The organism is Alistipes communis, from assembly GCF_006542665.1.
In the GTDB taxonomy this organism is placed as follows: Bacteria; Bacteroidota; Bacteroidia; order Bacteroidales; family Rikenellaceae; genus Alistipes; species Alistipes communis.
Genome location: NZ_AP019735.1, coordinates 1,012,845 through 1,036,398 on the forward strand (window position 1 = coordinate 1,012,845; position 23,554 = coordinate 1,036,398).

Here is a 23,554-nt window from a genome sequence, read left to right on the forward strand (position 1 = left end):
ACGGCCGTATGAGCGTTCTTTACCTTCGGGCAAAGAAAAAGCGGTGCGGAGGATTCTCCGTACCGCTTTCGGGCAGACGCGTGTAGGGTTGGTGCGATCACGGGAATCGAGGCCGATCCAACCGGATCTCGATGTGTCGCCGTCCTGTCTCGTCCGCCGCGATGAAATGATTCGCGGATTTCCGGCCGTCGACCCGGAAATCGACGATTCGGTAACCTTGTCCCTGCAAGTCGATGTCGAGTGTCATCTTCCCGAATTTTAGTCCTTTGATAGACAGCCGATTGATTCCTCTCGGCAGATAGGGCCGTATCTCTATGCCGTCCGGATTTGGACGAAGGCCGCAGATACCCTGACAGACCATAGTCATGTATCCTGTCGCCGACCAAGTCTGGTGGCGGCGGGAGTGCCATACGGCGCGGCCGGCCTGATTTCCACCTTCCGGTTTCCCTGTTTCGGGATCGAATATCTCATAGAAATTGTAATTTCCATTATCTTCATCCAACGCCAAGGCCGCCATCGCCCTGAATTCGTGTTCGAAAATATCCCAGTCACCGGTCACCAAGGCGGCTTCTGCATAAAAGGCATTGACGAAGGGCCAGATCAAACGGTTGTGCCGTCCGGGACGCTCTTTGGAAAATCGCTTGAATGTCGGCGTGATCGAAGGGACTCCGTACTCGGTCGTTTCGTTTCGAATCAGCGTCAAGTGTCCTTCCAGAGGGGTTACGATACCGGAGAGAATGGCAAAGGCATTTCCCAATGCCTCCTGATGCTTATGAACTCCGCCTTGCTCGTCGATAGCATAATAGAGTTTTCCCCGCGGACTGAAGAAATTTCGGCGGATATTTTCCTTCAATGTTTCAGCTTTGCCTGCATACTCGACATGCTCGGTTTCTCCTAATATCCGGTGCATCTCGTTCAAAGCCCGATACGCCATATAATAAACACAGTTCGTGCTCAGACACTTTATATTCTGCGTATTATGCCGCATGACGCCCGAAAGGTCCGGTTTGGATGCATCGTAAATGGGTTCTTCGAATGCCGATATGCCGTCGTTGAACACCGAGGGTCCCGTGAACAGGCCGTAGCTCGGATCGTAAGCCACCGTCTCGAGCTGTTTCATCGTATTGCGCGAGCAGATATAGGCTTCTTTCAGGAAATTCGTATCGCGGGTAAGCAGATAGTGATAATAGGCTCCCTGCACCCAAATGATCTTATCCCAATATTGATGTCCGACGGTTCGTCGCCCGTCGGTTACATGCCACAGGGAGCGTTCCATCACCTCGGGGATGAACAGATCCGTCCCGTTCCATGTATTGATGGCCACATCGCGGGTCCACTCTCCGCCATAGTCGGCACCTGCCGCCAGAATGCTGTCGCGAATATTGTAACGGACCGTCTTCACGGCCAATTCCCACGCTTCGTTTACTTTTGGACAATCTGTTTCGAACATCATCCCCGAGCCGGTACGATGAGGCCTGCACGAAACCAGCACGAGGAGTGTCAAAAGAGTTGTAATGGCATTTTTCATATTTTCATGATATCGTTAAAAGTTCATAGGGGATTGTCGATCGGAACATCTGCCGTGAATTTCTCGTGGGAACCGGATGTGAGTTACGGAATCGTTAGGTATACGCTGACGGGATAGTGGTCCGACGGCAGGCGGGCTTCCCGATTTCCCGCGCAGTCCACCGACCAATAGGGGTTCGTTAGCAAACCGTAGCGGAGGACTTCGATGCCTCGAGTGACCAGAACGTGGTCGATACGCTGGCCGGTCCATCTCTGCGGGTCGAATCCGTTGACCGTTCCGGTGGCAGCCATGCGAATGGGTGCCGCTTCGAAAGAGTCCGTCAGGAATCCAGTCTTTACGAGTTCCCGGTAGCTTTCGCTGCGTTGATCCACATTGAAGTCTCCGACCAGAATCGTCTCTCCGCAGTCCGAATGCCTGCGGATCCACTTCACGATCATGCAGGCGCTCTCCTTCCGAGCCTGCTTTCCGACGTGATCGAAATGCGTATTCAGGAAGTACAGGGTATTTCCGGTGTTTCGGTCCTGCAATTGTGCCCAACTGCAAATACGCGGATATTTCGCATCCCATCCCACGCTCGGCTTATCGGGAGTTTCCGACAACCAGAAACAGCCGGAATCCAGCAGGATGAAGCGATCTTTTTTATAGAATATCGGAGCGTACTCGCCGGACGTTTTGCCGTCGTTGCGGCCGACTCCGATACAACCGTAGTCACGAGACAAACGGTTCGACAAGTCGTCGAACTGGGATTTAAGAACCTCCTGCATGCCGACCAGGTCGAACGACTCGTAGGCGATCTGATTGCAGATGACCGGACATCGCTGGCTCCACCCATTGCCTCGTTGTTCATCGGCCGGGTTCGCATACCGGACATTATAGGATGCCACATGAAGCTGCTGTCCATACGTGAACAACGTCGTGAAGACAAAGAATAAGGATGCAAGTAACTTTTTCATTGCGGGTGAGATTTGGGTCGAAGTCCGGTTCTTTTTCGAAATCATGCCGGATGGAACGATCAGGGATAGCGGGGTTTATCAATTTATCAGTTTGCAAATTTATTCCATAAAGCGCTTCGAATTCAATCTCAAGAGAAAAATAGAGTTCTTGTTACGTTGCAAAATATTAGAAGGCAGCGGATTCCTCTTTCGGCCGGCTTCGAATAAAGTAGATTCCCGCCTTCGTTTCCGCAGGCTTGCCAAACAAGGGACCGACCGGAGTTCGGACAAAAAGTCGCGAGCGTATCGCACGACAAATCGGAATTCCATCTACTATTTTACGGACGGAACAGAATATCATATCGCTTATTTTGAACAGATTAAGTCTCCTGCACGACTACTTTCCCGAACGATACCGTTATTTATGTCGTTTTATGGGATAATTTTGAATTCCGAAACACCTAGTGTAAACAACCGAATGAACCCTCTCTCTTTCTTTCGAAAAAGCGCGCCGTCGGCACCCTTCGCGGGAGACGACGCGGCGCGCATGAAACTGTATCGGAAACTCCGCTTCCAGAGTTTCATCGCCGGTACGGTCGGTTACAGTCTCTATTACGTCTGCCGCACGAGTCTCAACGTGGTCAAGAAACCGATTCTCGAAAGCGGGGCGCTCGACGCCACGCAGCTGGGTATCATCGGTTCGGCGCTGCTGTTCGCCTATGCCATAGGCAAATTCGTCAACGGCTTTCTCTCCGACCACAGCAACATCAAGCGCTTCATGGCGGCCGGACTGTGCGTCTCGGCCGTCGCCAACCTGCTGGTCGGGGTGCTGGGATTCGCGGGCGGCGCGGGCTTGGCGGGCAACATGACGCTGTTCGTCGCCTTCGCCGTGATGTGGGGCGTCAACGGATGGGCGCAATCGATGGGCGCACCACCTGCGATCATCGCGCTGTCGCGGTGGTATCCCCTGAGCAAACGCGGCACTTACTACGGTTTTTTCAGCGCCAGCCACAACCTCGGCGAATTCCTGTCGTTCCTCTTCGTCGGGGCCGTCGTCGGCATCTTCGGCTGGCAATGGGGCTTCGTCGGCTCGTCGGTGGCGGGCGTGTTGGGCGTAGCGGTGATCGTCTTCCTGCTTCACGACACCCCTGAATCCAAAGGATTGCCTCCGATCGAGGTGCTGACCGGCGAGGAGTCACCCGGACAGAGCCATGACCACGGTTCGACCTCCGACTTGCAGCGTTCGGTCATCCGCAATCCCTTCGTCTGGGTGCTGGCCCTGTCGAGCGCCTTCATGTATGTCTCGCGCTATGCCGTCAACGGTTGGGGCGTGCTGTTCTTGCAGGAGGTCAAGGGCTACTCGCTGGCTCTGGCCACACAGGTCATTTCGGTCAACGCGCTGCTGGGCATCGTCGGGACGGTCTTTTCGGGCTGGTTGTCCGATACGCTGTTTCACGGACGCCGCAATGTGCTGGCCTTCGGTTTCGGCGTGCTGAATACCGTCGCGCTGTGTCTGTTCCTCTATTCGGGCGACGGCATACTCGTCAACATGCTGAGCATGGTGCTCTTCGGTATGGCAATCGGCGTGCTGATCTGCTTCCTCGGAGGTTTGATGGCCATCGACATCGTACCCCGCGAGGCAACCGGCGCGGCCCTGGGCATCGTCGGCATGGCCAGCTACATCGGCGCGGGGTTGCAGGACATCGTGAGCGGGTGGCTCATCAACGAGGGAAAAACGGTCGTCGACGGCGTCGCTCGCTACGATTTCGAGGCCGCAGCCCTCTTCTGGATCGCGGCCTCGGCCCTTTCGTTCATCCTCGCGCTATGCGTGTCGAAGCGCTCGCATATCTGAAAATTTCCAACTTAAAATATTAACCGAAATAATTGATTGAATGGCAAATTTAGACAAGTCGAAAAATCATTCGATTTTTGGGCGGCCGTTTTCTCGCCTTGGCTTAGTCCGAGTAAGTCAGGCTCTGCACTCGACTTTACGAAAACGCTGCTCCTCATTCCGCCGCTTTACAGCCGGCGTGTTGGCAACGTTGGCTTTGGCGACGGCCGACACGGCTTTCGCCTTCAACGCCCTGTCGAAACCGCAACTCCCGCCAAAACCTTCGACGGCGAAGTCCGGGTCCGGTACGGCTGCTCCGGCACCCTCCGCACAGCGTTCGCAACCCTCCGCATCGTCGGACAAGACGGTAACCGTAACGGGTATCGTCCGCGACGAGGCTGGCAAACCGATGTCCGGTGTGGGTGTTATCGTCAAGGGCATGCTCACGGGCACGGTGACGGGTACCGACGGCTCCTATGCACTCAAGGCGCGTCCCAACGACGAGCTGTCGTTCAGCTTTCTCGGCTATAAGACGCAGGAGGTCTTCGTGGGCAGCAAATCGACCATCGACATCACACTCGTGGACGAGGCGCAGGCCATCGACGGGGTCGTCGTCACGGCTTTGGGCCTCAAACGCGACGAGAAATCGCTCGGCTACGCCGCCTCCAAGGTCGACGGTGACGTCCTCGCATCATCCGCGACATCCACCAACTGGCTCTCGGGTTTGACGGGACAGGTTGCCGGACTGACATTGCAGCAGACAGGTGCCGGCGCGGGCGGTTCGATGCGCGTCACGCTTCGCGGCGAGTCATCGCTCGACCTGAGCAACAACGGAGCGCTGTTCGTCATCGACGGCGTGCCGATGTTCAACACCTCGTCGGGCATGGGCGAGTCGGCGTATGCCATCGACTACGGCAACGGTACGGGCGACATCAACCCCGACGATATTGACAACATCACGGTGTTGAAGGGCCCTGCGGCCACGGCTCTCTACGGTTCGGAGGCCGCCAACGGTGCTATAGTCATCACCACCAAGTCGGGTGACAAGGAGGACGGCAACGTCAGCGTGACCTTCTCGTCGGATTTCGTCGCCGAGGTCGTCAATACGTCGCCTGATTTGCAGTACGTCTATGGCCAGGGCGGTACCAAAGGACACGATACGTTCCATTACGGCGAGCCGGTCGACGGCAACGAGGTTACGACCACCGACGCTACATCGTGGGGTCCCAAGATGGACGGTACGCCTTACTACCAGTTCTACGATGAGAAGCGCGGTATCGGCCTCGATCAGAACGGTCTGCGCGTCAAGACGCCGTTCGTCAGCTACGGCAACTGGTTCAAGGACTATTTCAAAACGGGTTGGACAACGACCAACTCGCTGTCGCTGTCGGCCAAGCTCAACCGCAATAACTCGATGCGGCTCTCGATATCCGACACGCGCAGCGAGTCGATTACACCCAACTCACCCGCCATGCGACAATCGATAAAGCTCAATTCGCATAACAAGGTCAACAATTGGCTGTCGATGAATACGTCGATCACTTACTATCGCCGCGATTGCGACAACCTGCCGCAAATGGGTTACGGCCAAGCGTCGGTCATGTACTCGCTGTGGTGCATGGCGCCCAACATCAACATGGACTGGGCACGCGATTACTGGATCGATCCGGGCGTGCAACAGAATGCCAACCTGACGGGCGCCAAGAACAATCCCTATTTCGTGGCCTACGAATGCCTCAATACGCTCGACCGCGACCGCATCTTCGGAAACACGTCGCTCGACCTGCATCTCTACAAAGGTCTCGACCTGATGCTGCGCGGCGGTATCGATTTTTCGCGCGACCACCGCACCATGCGCCAGCCCAAAAGCTCCTATTCGCAGCGTTACGGCATGTATCGTGAGGGAAATGTCAGTTCGTTGCAATTGAGCACGGACTTTCTGCTCAAGTACGGCCGCAAGTTGGGCGCCGGATTCGACATGAAGCTCAATTTCGGCGGCAGCATCATCAACCGCATGTTCCGCGAAACAACCCAAACGGCCGAGCAGCTCAAACAACCCGGCGTTTACTCGCTGGCAAACTCCGTAGAGCGCGTCAAGCCGAACAACTATGACTACGAACGCCAGACCAACAGCCTCTACGGTCTGATTCAAATCTCGTGGCGCGATGCCGTGTTCCTGGACATTACGGGTCGTAACGACTGGTCGAGTACGCTGCCCGTGAACAACAATTCCTATTTCTATCCGTCGGTATCGGCGAGCGTACTGCTCAACGAACTCATCGACTTCGGTGCGGCGCGCAACGTCGTCAATTTGGTGAAACTGCGCGGCAGCTTCGCACAAGTGGGACACGACACCCAACCCTACCGTACGACCGACTATCTTTCGTCGTCGGATTTCGCCGGCAATTATCAGATACCGGGTACGATGAACAATGCCAACCTCCGTCCCGAGATCGTATCGTCGTGGGAGGTGGGTCTCGACCTGCGCATGTTCCGCAACCGATTGGGTGTCGATCTGGCGTATTACAACAACACCTCGAAAGACCTCATCGTGAACATGCCGGTCAGCTCGGCTTCGGGTGTGACCAAGCGTTTCGCCAATGCCGGAACCATTCGTAACTACGGCTGGGAGCTTCAGATCAACGGTACGTTCGTCAAGACGCGCGACGTGCAGTGGAAGGCGTATGTCAACTGGTCGAAGAACCGCAACGAAGTAGTCGATCTGGGCGAAGGCGTCGATTCGTGGATCGTGGCTTCCTACTCGTCGCACGCTTACATGACCGCCTACAAGGGCGGTTCGCTCTCGGCGATGTACGGACTGGGGTACAAACGCGCTCCCGAAGGAGCGTACATCGTCGAGAAGGACGGCAGCATCACGAACGTATCGGGACAGATCATCGTCGATGAGAACGGTTATCCCCAGTACAGCGATGAATTGCAGTACATCGGCGAGTGTACGCCCGACTGGAAGGGCGGTTTCGGCACGAGTGTCAAGTGGAAGGGGTTGACCGTGTCGGTTGCTTTCGACGGCCAGCACGGCGGAAACGTCTACTCTTATACCAACGCCGTTCTCGGCACACGGGGCAAAGGCAGCTTTACGCTCGCCGGACGTTACGACGGACTGGTTCTCGACGGAGTGAACCAGTTGCCCGACGGCAACTTCATTCGCAATACCCACAAGACGGCCGACATCGTCGAGTACTACGGTCTGGCATATGCTTTCCAGAACTGCGAGCAGAACTTTGTCAGCACCGAATTCCTCAAACTGCGCGAGATTCGCATCGCATACGAGTTTCCGCGCCAGCTGTTGGCAAGGAGCAAGTTCATCAAGGGACTGTCGCTCTCCGTCTACGGCCGTAACCTCTATTGTTGGTCGAAGTTCCCGGGGTGGGATCCCGAGGGCGCCTTCATGCGCGGTGCGTCGGTAGTTCCCGGATTCGAGATGTTGCAGATGCCCGGAACAGCGACGTTCGGCGGCAACGTAAGGATAACTTTCTAACAGAGCAGCGTGATGATTATGAGAACAAAACAGATAAAATATTCGATAGCCGCACTGGTTGCATCGGTGACCGTCACAACCTCGTGTTCGCGTTTCGAAGAGATGAACATAAACCGAAACGCCGTGCAGAATACGACGGCCACTACGTTCGTGCAGCCGACCGTCTTTAACTACGAGTACCGCATGATCAACCGGTCGTTCACACTGACCTCGCAACTCATGCAGTATACGGTCGGCCACCAGCAGAATGCCGACAAAATCAGTAACTATCGCATTCAAAACAGCGTTGCGGCGGGCTATTGGAACGATTTCTATTCGGTCGGCGGCAATGCGCAGGCAATGCTCGAGCAAGCCAAGAAGGACAAGAACGATGCGGCGCTGGCCGTCGCCTCCATCATCAAGGTCATCGCCATGTCCACTCTGACCGACGCCTACGGCGATGTGCCCTATTTCGAGGCGTTGCAGGGATATACTTCGGGCGGTACGGAATTCACGCCCCGCTACGACAGCCAAAAGGAGATCTACCGCGATATGTTCCGGCTACTCGAGGAGGCCAATACGCTGCTGGCGCAGTCGAAGGAGAACTTCGACGCTTCGGAGGACTACATGTACAAGGGAGACATCAAGAAATGGCGCAAGCTGGGTAACTCGATCTATCTGCGTCTGTTGATGCGTGCGGCGCTCAAAGACGAGGTCGATGTCGAGACCGAGAGCCTCTTCGCCGTGTCGAAACTCAACCAGATTTTCTCCTATCCGGCGGACTATCCTGTTTTCGAGAGCCGCGAAGACGCTGCCGATGTGCCTTTCAACGATGCGGTAGCCGCCCAGCAGACGCCGTTCTTCTCGTGGCGTGCCGGCAGCTGGAACAGCAATATGATCTGCGAACGGCTGATGAACGAGATGTACGTGCTCGACTCCGATGAAAACGTGATCTTGTCCGATCCGCGTCTGAACTTCTATTTCGACAACAAACGCGTGGGTGCGCCCACGCAGGTTACCTATCAGGAGCTGGTCCCCTATGTGGATATCGTGGCCCACTACAACCGCGGCCTGATCCAGAATCGCGACCACTTCTCGATCATGTGCTTCTCGGAAATATGGTTCATCTGGGCGGAGGCGGCGCATCGCAAGTGGATATCGGGAACGGCCAAGAGCTACTACGACCGAGCCGTCGCCGAGTCGGTCTACGAATGGAATCCCGATGCCTCCGAGTCGATCGTATCGTCGTTCCTTTCGAATCCTTTGGTATCGCTCGACGGACTCAGGGACGATGCCGCACTCGAACGTATCATGACCCAGAAATGGATATCGACCGTTCTGGTCGGTATCGAGGCATGGTGCGACTACCGCCGTACGGGATATCCCGAGATGCCGGTCAAGTCGCTTGCGGGCAACGACAGCGTGCTGCCGACTCGCCTGCTCTATCCTGCCGACGAAGAGTTCCGCAATCCCGTCAACTACGACGAGGCCGTCAACGGCTGGCTGGGCGGGGTGAACAACATGAAAACCGAGGTTTGGTGGGCTGACCACAACCAGAAGAGAAAGAAAGAATAATCGATTGCAGCTATGAAAAAATATATTTTGATATTGACAGCAGTAGTGTTGGCGGTCATGTCATGTTCGACGGACAACATCGAGAACGGCCCTTCATCGCTCGATATAGAGATCGTACCCGCGTGGGACATAACACGCGGCATTACCAGCGCGAGTCAGACGGTGAAATTGACGGTTAATCTCAATGTGCAGACGATCCACTGGCAGGTTTCGTCCGACAGCGAGTGGTGCAAGGTCGATTCCGACCTGATCCATACGGGCAGCGACGAAGTCGAACTCGTGGTGGAATCCAATGACTCGTTCGACAAGCGCAATGCCGTGCTGACCGTCACAGCGGGGCGCTACACTAGGAAGGTCGAGATCGATCAGGCGGGCAATGTCTTCGTCATGAGCGATGTCTATAAGATTCTGGGTTCCAATGAGGCGCTTTCATACGACGTCGAGGTGCGTACCACTTCGGAGTGGACGATCGAAGCCCCCGACTGGATCGAGGCCGAGAAGGTCGGTACCCCGACAGTCGACGAGTTCGGCCAGACTACGACCGTCATGCACGTCAGCATCGACGCCAATCCCGGCGAGCAGTCGCGTTACGGAGCCGTGCAGCTGATTCCGACGGAAGGCTATAACGGCGAGTTCACTGTTTTCCAATTTGGCAGCGAAGTGAACATGACTGACGACGGCAAGATCGCCGTAGCAGCCGAGGGCAATGTCTCGTTCGAGGTCACGGCTCCGTTCGGTATCATCGAGAAGGTCGAGGTTCCCTACTGGGTTCAGTGTACCGAAACGCCGGCAGAGGATGGCCTCAACTCGGTTTTCGAATTCTGGATAGGCAAAAACCTCAGTGACACGAAGGCCGGACGCGAATGCGTTGTCGAGTTCACGGTCAAGGACAGCGGCCGGTCCATCGCGTTGCCAGCTATCACGCAGGACTTCGTGCCCGCAGGCGGCATCGTTACGGGACCCGGATTCAAGATGTTCGCCGAGGCATGGAACGCCGGCGAAGATATCTCCTACTGGACCACTGAAAACGAAGGCGGCGTGCTCGTGAACGTGCTCTCGGACATCAATATGAGCGAAGTCGAGACCTGGACGCCGATCGGCACCGCCGCGCGTCCGTTCGATGGTGTGTTCCGCGGTAACGGCTGGCTTGTCAAGGCGTGGAAAGGCGATGCGTCGCTCTTCGGACATGTAGGTGCCGGCGCCACGGTTCAGGACATCATCGTCGACGAGGATTGTTCGATAACCTTCTCGGGCAGCGTAACTTCCGAAAGCTGGTTCGGTGTGATCGCCGGCGTATCGTACGGCGTGATCGAAAACTGCGAGAACCGGGCTGCCGTAGCGGTCGAAAATCTGGACGCCTCGGCCGAAACGAGTTTCGGTGGCATTGTCGGCCTGTGCGACAACGGCACCGTGCGCAACTGCAAGAACAAGGCTTCGTTCACTGTGGCCGAGAGCGTCGTCTCGAATGCGAGCCTCAATACCGGTGGCATTGCGGGCAAGAGTCACGGCGAGAGTTCATCGATCGTTTCATGCTCGAACGATGGCAGCATGAACGTTTATGCCCGTATTTCGGAGGTCTCGTCGGCATTGCGCATCGGCGGCATCGCAGGCGAAGCTGCGGGAGTGGTGAGCGGCTGTTCGACTGGTGAAAAAATGTTGATCGTCAGCACCGACGCTTCGCGTACGGTCTATTGCGGCGGCGTAGCAGGATACTCTACGGCGGCGGTATCGGACTGCGTGAATGCACAGCCCGTGTCCACTACGCTCTATCGTAGCGGTGATGCCGTTTACAACGAGTACACCGGCGGTGTGGTCGGTTATCAGGCGTCGGGCAGTATCAAGAGTTGTACCAATCGCGGCTCGATGATTTCGTCGTCGAACCAGCAATATCTCTATATGGGCGGTATCGCGGGCGATTTTGCCGAGGGCGAGGCCGAAAACAATGTCAATGTCGCTAAACTCGATTTGCAGGGCGACGCCACGTCGGCCGTCAAGGGTGTGAGATACGCATCGGTCGGCGGTCTTTACGGTCGGTTCGGTGCCGTGCAGAGCGACTCCGACAAGAACAGTTCGAACAGCGGCCCTATTACGGTTCTTAATGTCGAGACGGCTGCCGACAATTCGACTACCCTGAATCTCGGCGGAGTCGCCGGCTATATCGATTCCGAATCACCGTTGTCGTCGCTCACCAATACGGGCGCCGTCACAGCCGATCTGGTAGCGAACTTCACCGCGTTCGCCATCGGCGGCATCGCGGGTTCGACCGAGTGCGGAATCTCCGACTCGAAAAACTCGGGAACCCTGATGATCAATAACGGCATCCTGCTCAAAAACACGTCGAGCAGGATCTGCTTCGGCGGTATCGCCGGCCGCAATGTAGCCGGCGACCTCAACACCTACTCGGGCTGCGTGAACGACGGCGAGGTGGGAATCAGCACCAAATCGAACGACTTCAACATCCTTCCCGCATTCACGGGAGGCATTCTGGGCTATACCGAGATGCCCGTAGCGGTGAAAGGCTGTGAAAACAACGGTTATGTGAACTCCTCGGGCGCCAATAACAAATACGACGGCCTGTTTTCGGCAGCAGGTGGCATCGTCGGCGCCATTGTCGAGACGGTAGCTGAGGTGGCCGATTGCATCGTCTCGGTCGATATCCGCAACTATGCCTACAACCGCAACATCGATATGGATCCGTTTAAGATGTGCCACTGCGGCGGTATCGTCGGCTGTGCCGTAGGCGAAAGCCAGTCGAACATCGTGAAGATTTCGAACTGCTCGAACTCGGGTGCGCTTGAAAACAAGCGTTCGACTGCAGCGGGCATCGTCGGTTTCGCCAAGTATGCGGCCGTGTCGGATTGCCGTTTCACCGGCAGCGTGGTTGGCAGCGGTCCCCACTTTGCGGCGGGTATAGCAGGCTGCCTGAGTGATGCCTCGGTGACCGACTGCATCGTGAAATCGCCGGATATTTACAGTCACAGTAGTTTGGGCTTCAACAGCATCAACCATTTTCCGGCAGCGGGAATCGTCGGATACCTATACGGCAAGTCATCGGTTTCGAGGTGCAAGGCTTTCGCCACCTTGATCCAGAATGTAGGTTCGACTGCCAACGAACAGATGCATGTGGGTATGGGACTGATCGCGGGCATTTCGACGGCAGGTTCGACCATCAGCGACTGCGGTGTGGGCGGAACGCTCAATACGGGGTCGGCAGGCAAGGTTCAGAATGTGATCATGACGGTTACGTCCGACAATTTCGGCAATTGCATCGTCGGCGACGGCAATGTCACGCCGAGCGGGTGTTACTACTGGAACGGACAGGAGTAAACGGATGCTGGAAATGCAAGAAACGGATTCTACTAACCAAAACTTTATATGATGAACAAAATCAAGAAGGGATACCATTCTCCCGAAATCGAATGGTGGTCGGTGTCCATCGAGGCTGGATTCGCCGCGAGCGAAGGAGAGTGGGAACTTTCGCCCGAGGAGTTGCAGGAGATCGAAGAGATAGAGAGCGAATGGTAATCGGAAGTCGAACTACAAATGAACTGAGTGTCATGAAAAAGATTTTTGCGGTATTGGGCTTGGCGGCCGTGACGATGGGTTCGTGCACCACCGATATTTCGGAAGATGTTACGAATGCCCGCGGAACGACCGAACTGACCGCCGCCCTCGAAGGTACACGTACTCATCTCGGTGACAAAGACGGGAATACGGGCCTGTACAAGGTCTACTGGTCGAACGGCGACTGCATCGCCGTCAACGGTCGTCAGAGCGACGCGCTCTCGAATGTCGAAGAGGGTACGGCTTCCGCGGCGTTCTTTGTGAACGAGGCTATTAATCCTCCCTATGACGTGATCTATCCCGCCTCGGCGTATGTCGATGGCAAGGTCGTACTGCCTGCGGTGCAGAACCGCAACGGAGCGTCGTTTGCCGAAGGGGCGGCCGTGTTGGTGGGACGCGGCCAGACGCCGTCGGTCGTGCTGAAAAACGCATGCGGTTTCGTCAAGATCCGGTTGACGAAGGGTACCGAGGGTTGCGATGCCGTGGATCGCATCCGGTTCTACGGCAATTCGCACGAGCCCCTGTGCGGCGAGTTCGATATCGATTATACCGCGTCGGCACTGGTGATTCCCGATGCGGAGGTCGAGGAGTCCCGCCAGAGCGTGACACTCGCATGCGGCGAAGGGATAACTCTCGATGCCGATGCCGAAGCGTTCGTCGTGGCGGTTCCGGCGCAGACCTTCGCTGCGGGTTTCACGGTCGAGATCGTCGATCCCGAAGGTCACCTCATGCGTATGAGGAGTGACAAGGAGCAGGTCGTCTCTGCCGGCAAGATGCTGGCGATGCCTGCCGTGGCGTTCGCTCCGACCGAAACGGTGGCCGAGACTGAGATTCGCAGTGCCGCCGACATGCTCGCACTCGCTGAAAATGTCCGCAACGGCATCCTCGGTGGTTCGTACTATCTGGCGGGAGACATCGATATGGCTGAGGTTTCGGACTGGAAAGGTATCGGAGTCGGGGATCTTAACAATGCGTTCAACGGCACGTTCGACGGGCGCGGATTCTCGATCAAGAACCTCAAATCGGCATGGCCTCTCTTCAACTTCACGCTCGGCGAATCGGTGATCAAGAATGTCACGATCGACGCTTCGTGCGAGTTTGCGAATACCCTGTCGCCCGACGACAAAATAAGTCTCGGTGCATTGGTCGGCATGGGGCGCGGTGTGGTCGAGGATTGCGTGAACAATGCCAAAGTATCTTATGCGGGTACGAGCGGCTTCGACATCTATGTCGGTGGACTGGTAGGTCGTATCTACCGCACGGGACGTATCAGCGGCTGCGTGAACAACGGCGATGTGTCGGCTGCCGCTCAGGCGTCCGGGAAGGTCGTATGCGCCGGCGGAGTTCTCGGTACGTTCGATCGCAGCGATGATGCGGGGGATACCGCCGAAGTTCACTCGAATACCAACAACGGTACGGTTACCAACTCTTCGGACGTCAAGACCCTCTGCGTCGGCGGCGTCGTGGGCCGTTCATCGAACGGCACCTGTGTAATCAGGGACTGCATCAACAAGGGCACGGTCGTCTCCAACAGCACGGCTGTGAACAAAGTCCAGGCCAACCGTTCGAATTTCGTCGGCGGCGTGTCGGGGCAGAACAGCGGTTCGATCTCGGGTTGTACAAACCATGGCGACGTCAGCTCGACGTCGTACTACTGGGAGACGCGTATCGGCGGTGTAGCCGGAACGGTTTTCGGCGGCCAGCGCATCAGCGGCTGCACCAACGAGACCGAAGCCACGGTTACTACCAAATATGAGCGCAAGTTCAACTCCGAAAACGCCGCTGTCGTCGATCAGGAGCATCTGGGCGGCGTGATCGGCCAATGCGAGGGCAGCATCATCGACTGCACGAACAGGGGTACGGTCGATCAGGCTTCCGATCCGCGTACCGTCAATGCCGGCGGCATTTGCGGATTCGTACGAAATGCTGCCGAGTCGCTCTCGGGCAACGCGAACGAAGGAGAGGTCCGTATCGGCGGTGCGGTTACGCTCGCCACGGTCGGCGGCGTTTACGGTTCGTTCGGCAAGGCACAGACGGTTGCCGATGCGGCGACGACCAACCGCGGCGGCGTCACGGTCAGCGGTATCGAAAGCATCGAAGGGGCGTATTTGCGTCTTGGCGGTATCGTCGGGTTCGCCTATCCCGGAACCGTGCTCTCGAATCTGACCAATGCCGGCGATATGACGGTCGATCTGCAATCGAAGTTCAGTTACTACGCCGTCGGCGGCATCGCCGGTTCGGTGGAGTGCGGCGCTTCGTCGTGTGTCAATGAAGGCAGCCTGAGATTGAATAACAACCAACTGCTGACCAAAGGCATGTGCAAGATTTTCGTGGGAGGGATTGTCGGAATCAACTACCGGCCGACCGACGACGGACCCCACATCTATGAGGATTGCGCCAATCGCGCCGAAATAGGCTTCGCAACCACCGATAACGCATTCAAAGTTCTGCCGTCGTTCACGGGCGGGATTCTCGGCTATACGGAACACCCCGTCGAGGTGCGGAACTGCGAGGGTGCGGCCTATATCAACGTGAACAATGCCAATGCCAAGGAGAACGGGATCTTCACGGCAACGGGCGGTATCGTCGGTGCTGTCAAAGGGACTGCGGCCCTTATCGAGAAGTGTCATGTGACGGCCGACATGCGCCACTATCAGTACAACAATACGTGGGACGATCCGTTGTCGGCTGCCAACGGCGGTGGCATCGTGGGCTGTGCATTGGGCGCCGATGAGGTCAACCGCATCGCGATTACGGGCTGCTCGTGCTCGGGCATGGTCGAAAGCAAGCGCTCGGGGGCTGCGGGCATCGTGGGCTATGCCCGTTTCTCGGATATCTCCGACTGCGGTTTCACGGGCGGAATCGAGGGAAGCGGCCCCCACTTCGCAGGCGGTATCGCCGGAACGCTGGCGAACTCGACGATTGCGGGCTGTACGGTCAAAGCCAAGAATATCTATGGCCACAATGCGTCGAGCCCCTCGTTGATCGGGGTCAGCGGCATTGCGGCATACGTTGTGGGTGTGTCGTCCGTTTCGGATTGCAAGGCCTACGCCACGCTTATTCGAAACAGTACGGTTTTAGGTACGGAGGATGCATCTGTCACGCCTGACAACCTCTTCGGTATGGGTATGATCGTGGGCATAGACGCCGGAACGACTACCGTTACGAACTGCGGCGTCGGAGGATCGTTCTATCTGGGTGCCAGCGAGAAACCGCAAGAGTTGATCCTGACGCTCGACGCCGATAGCTATGCGAAGGGCATTATCGGCAGCGGGAAGACCGCAACGGTCGGCGGCTGCTATTACTGGAACGGCGAGGAGTAGGGACTTCACGCCGTTAGGCACAGGGGCAGGCGAGGGTGATGCCTCCCTGCCCCACAATGAAACGATTGTGAGATGAAACGATTCTTCCATACGCTCGTTGCCCTGCTGCTGCTTGCGGCATGTACCGACGGTAATAACGAACTGGGTTCGAAAGATCCGTTCAGCATCCCCGACAAGGAGGGCTGTAACGTCAAGGGAACCGTCTTCGACGATTACGGAACCCCGCTCGAAGGAATTGTCGTAAGCGACGGCCTGCAAACGACCCAGACCGACCGCAACGGTCATTTTTGGCTCAGCAGCGACCTGTCGAAACGGCGTTTCGTGACGGTTACCGTTCCGTCGGGTTACGAAATCGAATCCAAGGAGGGGCTGCCGCAGTTCTTCGACCGCATTCCAGAGGGTTCGACCTCGTTCAGCACCGAATTCCGACTGCGCAGCCGGCGCGGCAATAGCGACCGCTTTACGGTCTTCATGGTAGGCGACCCGCAGATACGCGCCCGCGACAGAGGTTATGACAAGTTCGCCTATCACTCCATCGACATGTTCGAGGACATGTGCCGCGATATGAACAAGTTGTGTGCGACGATGACCGACCGTCCGGTCTATGGCATCGGATTGGGCGATCTGATCCACGAGGATGCAAACATGTGGGAGATCTATCGATCGGGGGTCAAGACGCTCTCGTTCCCGATGTTCGGCGTCATCGGTAATCACGACCATGATACCAAAGCGCCGACGGACGGCGAGGCCATACGTCCCTACGAGGAGAATATTGGTCCCACGAACTATTCGTTCGATCTGGGCAGGCTCCATTTCATCTGTCTGGACAACATCGTCATGAAGGGCGACGGCGCGGGAGGATACAGCGACGGTCTTTCGGACGAGGTCTATACATGGTTGTGCAACGATCTGAAATACGTCCCGAAGGAGAAGATGATAATGATCTGCTCGCACTCTTCGATGTTCGGCAAGCCCGGGAAAGATCCCGTCGACGTGGACAAGAACGGCCGGCTCTATGCGCAGAAGCTTTCGGAGTACAAATACGTGCATTCGTGGGCAGGACATTCGCATATCAACTTCAACAAGGTCTACTCCAAAAGCGGCGAAAACCGGCTGAGCAATATCGAAGGGCATATCGTTGCGCGTGCTACGGGAGCCTTATGGCTCAACGAGTGGGTCTGCTCCGACGGGACGCCGCGCGGGTACTATGTCGTCGATGTCGACGGCGAGAAGATCGAATGGCATTACCATCCGTGCGGCAACCAGTTGGGCGTATCCAACGGACTGGGCGACGATTACCAGATGCGCGTCTACTCTCCGTCCGACTACGGCGACGGCTATGTCTATGCCAACGTCTGGGCGTGGGACGCCCTGTGGGGCAGCGTACTCTATACCGACAACGGCCCAAATGCCGTGGCGGGCCGACCGATGGCCCGTATCGAGAGTTACGACAAGGCATACAAGGAGTGCTGCGACCGGAGCAACTCGAAACCCGGCAACCTCGCCAAAGAGGAGTTCAAGCCGGACACCAATGTCAAGCACCTGTTTCGCATCAAGCCGTCGGACGGAGCGACCTCTTGCACGGTCGAGGTTACCGACCGTTTCGGCCGCCGCTACTCCGCTTCGCTCGACTGGGATTCCGCGTCAACGTCGGATATGGCCCTGTAAATCGCAAAACTTTTAAACTTATATAATGCAAATGAAGAGAATCATTCTGTTATCGTTCGTCTCGATGTTGCTGTCGGTCGGGACGACTATGGCCGAGGGCATATCTTCGGCCTGGGAATTGGTGGCGTTCGCAACCGCGGCCAATGCCGGCGAGGATATTACCCCATGGGCCGACCGCGAGGGGGTAATAAGTCTTACGGCTGACATCGACATGGCCAAGGTGAAGGACTTTGTACCGATAGCTGTTTTCGACGGTATTTTTGACGGCGGCTGCCACACGATCTCCAACTGGAAAACGACGGCAGGGCTTTTCCATATCGTTTCGGAAAAGGCCGTCGTACGGAACCTTACGATCGACGCCTCGTGTTCGATGAAATGTACGGACAACGGCGAGGAGGAGTTCTACGCAGGATTCATCGCTGACGTGAACCACGGAACGCTGGAGGGGTGCATCAACCGCGGCCAGATTTCGCACCGGTCGGGCAAATCATTGATGTCCAACTACGTGGGAGGAATTTGCGGAATGAATAAATATATTGTCATCAATTGCGACAATTACGGCAATGTTTCGTCGTCGGGTAATTTCGGTGGCAATCTCGACAATCGCAGTGCCGGCATTTATCTGGGTGGCGTGGTCGGAGGCAGCCCCACCCGACCCCTCTCCTGCGCTTTTATCGGCTATTGCGACAATCACGGTACGATAACTTATAGCGGAGCTTTTCCCAACAACTATATCGGCGGCATCGCAGGGAGTCACACGTATGTCAAGGTCAAGTTCTGCACCAATCGAGGTAACGTTACGGTGGCAGCCAAATCGATCTCCGAATCCGATGTCCCGCAGGGATTGCAGGTCGGAGGCATCTGCGGTCTGACCAAGGGAGACATCGTTTGCAGCGACAACTTCGGCGAGATCATCGCCCGCTGCGACATCTTCACGATGGCGGGCGGCATCGCCGGTTCGACGCACTCCGCGCTGACTGTCGGCGATTGCGTCAACTATGCCGCGGTCACGGCTTCGGGATTTGCCGGCGGATCGGTCGGCGGCATCGTCGGTCAGGCGGCACGTCCGATCGTGGCAGTGCAGTGTCTGAACAAGGCCGCCGTGAAGTTCGCCGGCGAAAGCCCCAAAGTACGCACTGCCGTGGGCGGGATTATCGGCAACGCTTTTGCCAAGGGCGATGCCAAGTGGGCCGTTGCCGTGGTCGAGTGCCGTAACGAAGGCGACGTGTCGTGCGGCTATGCCGCCAACACCTACAACAGCGCCCGCGGCATTCATGTGGGCGGCCTGTGCGGCTTTATCGCCGGCAACGAAACCGTCAATGCCGTCGTGCGTTTCAGTTCCAATACGGGAGCTGTCCACAGCGAATCGGGCCGCATCGGAGGCATTATGGCGCTGGCGTCGTTCTGTGATGTGCAGGAGTGCGTGAACGAAGGTACGGTTGACGGCTCGGCTGCGGTGGCAGGCGGCATAAGCGGTCTGTTCGAGGCGGGCGACATGTACGGTTGCGTGAATGTCGGCGATGTGCTCCTCAAAGGAAGCGGCAATGCCGGAGGTATCGTGGGTACGACGCAGACCCCAAAACGGTATACAGCCATCACCGACTGCCGCAACGGCGGCGTGATCTGCGGCCGCTTCGGCTTCACGGCATCGATATTGGCCGAGAGTCGCAACGACACCGACAGGGTGGACGGTTGCGGTGTCGGCGGCGCCGTCGGTACGCCGGCGCAGGGGCGTGAGGCTCCGCGTGTGACGGCCGAAAACTACGGGATGTTCATACTCGGACGCAATACCGAGCGCAACAATGCCGAGGTCGGCGAAGTAAGACCTTGTTACTATTGGAACGGAACGAAATAATATTCATACATAGATGAAACGATTCACCCTATTATTCGCAATGCTCGTAGCGGCATGTGCCGTGTACGCGCAAATCCCCAACGTGTCGGGACGGGTTACCTCGACCGACGGAAGCCCTGTCGCTGGAGCCGTCGTCAGCGACGGACTGAACTGCACGCAGACCGATTCCGACGGCCGTTATACGCTGACGAGCGATCTCGAAAACCGTCATTTCATCATGCTGTCGGTGCCTGCCGAGTATGAAATTCCCGCTCGCCACAGCCTGCCGATTCCTTTCAAACGCATTCCCCGCTACGTCGAAACCTTCACAGCCGATTTCGTACTCGAACCGCGCAAGGAGTCGTCCGATCACCATACGCTCATCGTGCAGGGCGACCCGCAGATCAAGGATTTCTTCTGGGACAACTCGGCGGAGGCCTACCGCGATGTGGTGATTCCCGACATCATCAAGACGCGCAAGAGTATCGCTACGCCATGTTACGGCATCGAACTGGGCGACGTGATCTATAACGAGCTGACGGTCTATCCTGTCTATCTGCACAATACCGACCGTGTGAACATGGTGACTTTCAATGTCATCGGCAACCACGACCACGACCAGACCACGTTGCTGAAAGATTCGCTCGGCACGATGCACTACGAGATGCATCTGGGGCCTACGTGTTATTCGGCCAATATCGGTCGCGTGCATTACATTTTTATCGACGACATACTCTACGACCGTAAGGATGCCAAGGAATCGTATCGCCACGGCCTCTATGACGAGACCGTGCACTGGCTCATAGAGGATTTGAAATATGTGCCCAAGGACAAGATCATCATGATCTGCGCCCATGCCCAGATGTTCAACAAAAAGACGACCATGGTGCGCCGCAACAAGAACTTTGCGGCTTATAGCAAGGCGCTGCTCGATTTCAAGTATGTCTATTCATGGGCGGGACATAACCACCATACTTATCTTTATACGAGCGAACCCGAGCGGAACTACGATATCGACAACCTCACCTCGATCACCGTCACCAAGTCCACGGGGGCATTGCGCTTGAACCGTTTGCTCAACAATGACGGTACGCCGCAGGGTTATTTCGTCGTCGATGTCGACGGCGAAGAGGTTTCGTGGTACTATCTCTGCTGTGGCAAAGATCGCAACTACCAGATGAAGGTCTATCCTCCGGCACGCACCGGCGGCGAATACGTGATGGCCAACATTTGGGCGCACGATAACAAATGGGGTGCTGTCGAATGGTGGGAGAACGGAGTGAAGGTCGGCCAGATGGAGGCGCACGATGCGTTGGATCCCGACTATGTCGACCTCTACGCTACCGTGACGAACAAGACGACGCGCAAATACTGCAAGCCCGTCAATTCGTTCCACATGTTCCGGATCAAACCGTCGGAAGGAATCCGCGAGGGTGAGGTGCGTGTTACGGACAGGTTCGGAAACCTCTATACTCAAAAGGTATCGTGGTAGTCGGCCGAACCGAATGAAACGAAGTGAGATCATACATCTTCATGTCGTAATCAGGTCCAGCCCACAGACTGGACCTGATTCGGCGGCTCGCGCTTTGCACGACGATGTCCCTCTCCGAAGATAAGCAGGGCGAGACGAGACAAAATAGGAGTTACGACATTGGACGGCATATTGGCTCGCAGTAAAGTTTGTCATCCAAAACGTTCGAAATAGACCATTAGAAAGACTTCTTAGAAAAATAGCCTCGCAAAATTTATTCTGAATAAAATAGTCATAAATATTTCAGTGTAAGAAAATAGGGGACATGAACAATTTCGAAGGTCGGACAGAAATCTTTGAAGTTGTTCATGTTTTATTTCTCCCATTTATTCTCAAAAAACGAATTACATCCACCTTGTAAGCGGTTCATCGGGATGTAAGCTGTTATAATTACTGATAAGGCTATCCCATAATGTAGGGTCAGAGGTGTATCCGATCCGCTTTTCGAAATCCGGCGAGGGTAATATGTCCGCGCTGCAAACTCGTAGACAGTATTATGCAACAAAAAGGTGGTAAACCTGCTCCTCGCTGGAAATCTCCGAATCGAAGGTGCGGGATACTTCCCGAAGAATCGATCGGAAGTTTTTCTTCTCACTGAATTTCTTGTGCTTTTGGCTTGATCCAAAAGCATCAAAAGATCAAGCACGGCGATCGGGCAGGCTGCGAGCCTGCTAAAACTAAATCAAAATCATCGTTGCGCGCAGTGCAGCCGCCTTGCGAAAAGTGCGGGAAAGAGAAACGGCGGTCAAAAAATCGGGCGCCTTTCCCGCAGGAAGGCGCCCGATCGTTCATGCGCAAACCGTTGCGTTATTTCAGCCGCTCCCGGATCGCCTTCGTCTCGGCCTCGTAGCCGGGTTTCTCCAACAGGGCGAACATATTCTTCTTATAGGCCTCGACACCCGGCTGATTGAAGGGATTCACCCCCAGCAGGTAGCCGCTGATACCGCACGCCTTCTCGAAGAAATAGAGCAGTGCGCCCAGTGCGTGCGCCGAAATCTCGGGAATTTCGATGCGGAGGTTGGGAACGCCGCCGTCGACATGCGCCAGCTGCACGCCCAACTCGGCCATACGGTTCACCTCCGACAGGCGCTTGCCCGCCAGATAGTTCAGGCCGTCGAGATTCTCGGCGTCGGATTCGATCCGCACCTCGTGCTTCGGAGCGGTCACCGAGACGATCGTCTCGAACATCGTCCGTTCGCCCTCCTGAATGTACTGCCCCATCGAATGGAGGTCGGCCGTGAGGGTCACGCTGGCCGGGAAGAGTCCTTTGCCGTCCTTGCCCTCCGACTCGCCGTAGAGCTGCTTCCACCACTCGTTGATATACTGGAGCTTCGGTTCGTAGGAACCCAGAATCTCGATCTTCTTGCCCGCTTCGTACAGTGCATTACGCACCGTGGCGTAGACCGCCGCGGGGTTCTCCGCGAAGGCGACCTGCTCGCCCGTGGCACGCTCCATCTCCTCGGCGCCGCGTACCAGCGCCTCGATGTCGACACCGGCGGCGGCCAGCGGCAGCAATCCCACCGGCGTGAGCACCGAGAACCGGCCGCCCACATCGTCGGGAATGACGAAGGTGGCGTAGCCCTCGTTGTCGGCCAGCGTCTTCAAGGCACCGCGCGCACGGTCGGTAATGGCCACGATACGCTCGGCGGCCCCGGCCTTGCCGTAACGCCGTTCGATCTCCGCCTTGACGATGCGGAAGGCCACGGCCGGTTCGGTCGTCGTCCCCGACTTGGAGATGACGATCGCCGCGATCGAATGGTCCTTGACGGCATCGAGCAGTTCGTAGGTATACTCTTCCGAGAGATTCTGACCGGCGAAGACGACCACCGGCTCCTTGCGCGGACGCAGCGCGGCGAACGAATCGCCCATCGCCTCCGCAACGGCTTTGGCACCCAGATAGGAACCGCCGATACCGATGCAGATAATCACGTCGGCACACTCGCGCAGCTTCTTGGCTTCGGCCTCGATGCGCGACAACTCCTGCGGCGCGATCGACGAGGGAAGGGTCACCCATCCCAGGAAATCGTTGCCGGCGCCCTGCTTCGAATAGAGCAGCGAGAGCGCCTCGCGGGTGCGCTCCTCCATGCGGGGAGTGATCTCCACGCCGGCCTTCGAAATATCAAGTTTCAGTGTTTTCATAACGAAATCAGAATTAAATTCGACACTTTGCAATGACACGGCAAATGTAGTTAAAATTCTTAAAAATTGTTGCAGCGATATTCCGTTCTTTTTCCTATCTTTGCAAGTGAGATCCCCAGACGCCGGCCGTACCGGCGCGAAACCCGCTTAA

General features: G+C 56.5%; 12 protein-coding genes. 9 read left to right on the plus strand and 3 right to left on the minus strand.

All coding sequences use genetic code 11. The features are described 5' to 3' along the window. Nucleotides 1–97: 97 nt before the first annotated feature. Together FMF02_RS04105 and FMF02_RS04110 are read right to left on the minus strand one after the other, a co-directional pair. Complete coding sequence (locus FMF02_RS04105; protein WP_141412294.1) at nt 98–1,528, minus strand: MGH1-like glycoside hydrolase domain-containing protein; 1,431 nt, start codon at nt 1,526–1,528, stop codon at nt 98–100. Between the two features lie 83 nt (nt 1,529–1,611). Further along, complete coding sequence (locus FMF02_RS04110; RefSeq protein WP_141412295.1) at nt 1,612–2,481, minus strand: endonuclease/exonuclease/phosphatase family protein; 870 nt, start codon at nt 2,479–2,481, stop codon at nt 1,612–1,614. 457 nt (nt 2,482–2,938) lie between these two features. Here FMF02_RS04110 and FMF02_RS04115 point away from each other — a divergent pair, with 457 nt between their 5' ends. From FMF02_RS04115 to FMF02_RS04150, 9 genes are all read left to right on the plus strand, one after another. After that, nucleotides 2,939–4,312, plus strand: coding sequence for an MFS transporter (locus FMF02_RS04115; protein ID WP_141412296.1), 1,374 nt, complete (start codon nt 2,939–2,941; stop codon nt 4,310–4,312). Nucleotides 4,313–4,493: 181 nt separating this feature from the next. Next, on the plus strand, nt 4,494–7,790 hold the full coding sequence (locus FMF02_RS04120) for a SusC/RagA family TonB-linked outer membrane protein (protein WP_232044711.1): 3,297 nt from the start codon (nt 4,494–4,496) through the stop codon (nt 7,788–7,790). A gap of 102 nt (nt 7,791–7,892) precedes the next feature. Next, a complete protein-coding gene (locus tag FMF02_RS04125; protein WP_244611629.1) occupies nt 7,893–9,344 on the plus strand; it encodes a SusD/RagB family nutrient-binding outer membrane lipoprotein in 1,452 nt (483 codons plus the stop codon). Nucleotides 9,345–9,356: 12 nt separating this feature from the next. Further along, nucleotides 9,357–12,671, plus strand: a complete 3,315-nt coding sequence (locus tag FMF02_RS04130; RefSeq protein WP_141412298.1) for a BACON domain-containing protein — start codon at nt 9,357–9,359, stop codon at nt 12,669–12,671. A gap of 51 nt (nt 12,672–12,722) precedes the next feature. After that, the gene (locus tag FMF02_RS13635) at nt 12,723–12,869 is read left to right on the plus strand and encodes a hypothetical protein (RefSeq protein WP_162502214.1); all 147 of its coding nucleotides are present in this window, start codon (nt 12,723–12,725) and stop codon (nt 12,867–12,869) included. 32 nt (nt 12,870–12,901) lie between these two features. Continuing rightward, nucleotides 12,902–16,231, plus strand: coding sequence for a GLUG motif-containing protein (locus FMF02_RS04135; RefSeq protein ID WP_141412299.1), 3,330 nt, complete (start codon nt 12,902–12,904; stop codon nt 16,229–16,231). Between the two features lie 72 nt (nt 16,232–16,303). Continuing rightward, a complete protein-coding gene (locus tag FMF02_RS04140; protein ID WP_141412300.1) occupies nt 16,304–17,899 on the plus strand; it encodes a calcineurin-like phosphoesterase C-terminal domain-containing protein in 1,596 nt (531 codons plus the stop codon). Between the two features lie 31 nt (nt 17,900–17,930). Further along, nucleotides 17,931–19,754 carry a hypothetical protein gene (locus FMF02_RS04145; RefSeq protein WP_141412301.1) on the plus strand — a complete coding sequence of 608 codons (1,824 nt, stop codon included), beginning with the start codon at nt 17,931–17,933 and terminating at the stop codon, nt 19,752–19,754. A 13-nt stretch (nt 19,755–19,767) separates the two neighbouring features. After that, the gene (locus tag FMF02_RS04150; protein WP_141412302.1) at nt 19,768–21,225 is read left to right on the plus strand and encodes a calcineurin-like phosphoesterase C-terminal domain-containing protein; all 1,458 of its coding nucleotides are present in this window, start codon (nt 19,768–19,770) and stop codon (nt 21,223–21,225) included. Between the two features lie 846 nt (nt 21,226–22,071). On the opposite strand, the gene FMF02_RS04155 is transcribed toward FMF02_RS04150, so the two are convergent. Beyond that, the gene (locus tag FMF02_RS04155) at nt 22,072–23,403 is read right to left on the minus strand and encodes a glucose-6-phosphate isomerase (RefSeq protein ID WP_141412303.1); all 1,332 of its coding nucleotides are present in this window, start codon (nt 23,401–23,403) and stop codon (nt 22,072–22,074) included. Nucleotides 23,404–23,554: the final 151 nt, after the last annotated feature.

Excerpts from the sequence above, each read along its gene's own strand:
- FMF02_RS04135 (WP_141412299.1), top strand. The coding sequence starts at position 12,902 with ATGAAAAAGATTTTTGCGGTATTGGGCTTGGCGGCCGTGACGATGGGT.
- FMF02_RS04105 (WP_141412294.1), bottom strand. The coding sequence starts at position 1,528 with ATGAAAAATGCCATTACAACTCTTTTGACACTCCTCGTGCTGGTTTCG.
- FMF02_RS04155 (WP_141412303.1), bottom strand. The coding sequence starts at position 23,403 with ATGAAAACACTGAAACTTGATATTTCGAAGGCCGGCGTGGAGATCACT.
- FMF02_RS04150 (WP_141412302.1), top strand. The coding sequence starts at position 19,768 with ATGAAACGATTCACCCTATTATTCGCAATGCTCGTAGCGGCATGTGCC.
- FMF02_RS13635 (WP_162502214.1), top strand. The coding sequence starts at position 12,723 with ATGAACAAAATCAAGAAGGGATACCATTCTCCCGAAATCGAATGGTGG.
- FMF02_RS04125 (WP_244611629.1), top strand. The coding sequence starts at position 7,893 with ATGAACATAAACCGAAACGCCGTGCAGAATACGACGGCCACTACGTTC.
- FMF02_RS04130 (WP_141412298.1), top strand. The coding sequence starts at position 9,357 with ATGAAAAAATATATTTTGATATTGACAGCAGTAGTGTTGGCGGTCATG.
- FMF02_RS04145 (WP_141412301.1), top strand. The coding sequence starts at position 17,931 with ATGAAGAGAATCATTCTGTTATCGTTCGTCTCGATGTTGCTGTCGGTC.
- FMF02_RS04115 (WP_141412296.1), top strand. The coding sequence starts at position 2,939 with ATGAACCCTCTCTCTTTCTTTCGAAAAAGCGCGCCGTCGGCACCCTTC.
- FMF02_RS04110 (WP_141412295.1), bottom strand. The coding sequence starts at position 2,481 with ATGAAAAAGTTACTTGCATCCTTATTCTTTGTCTTCACGACGTTGTTC.
- FMF02_RS04140 (WP_141412300.1), top strand. The coding sequence starts at position 16,304 with ATGAAACGATTCTTCCATACGCTCGTTGCCCTGCTGCTGCTTGCGGCA.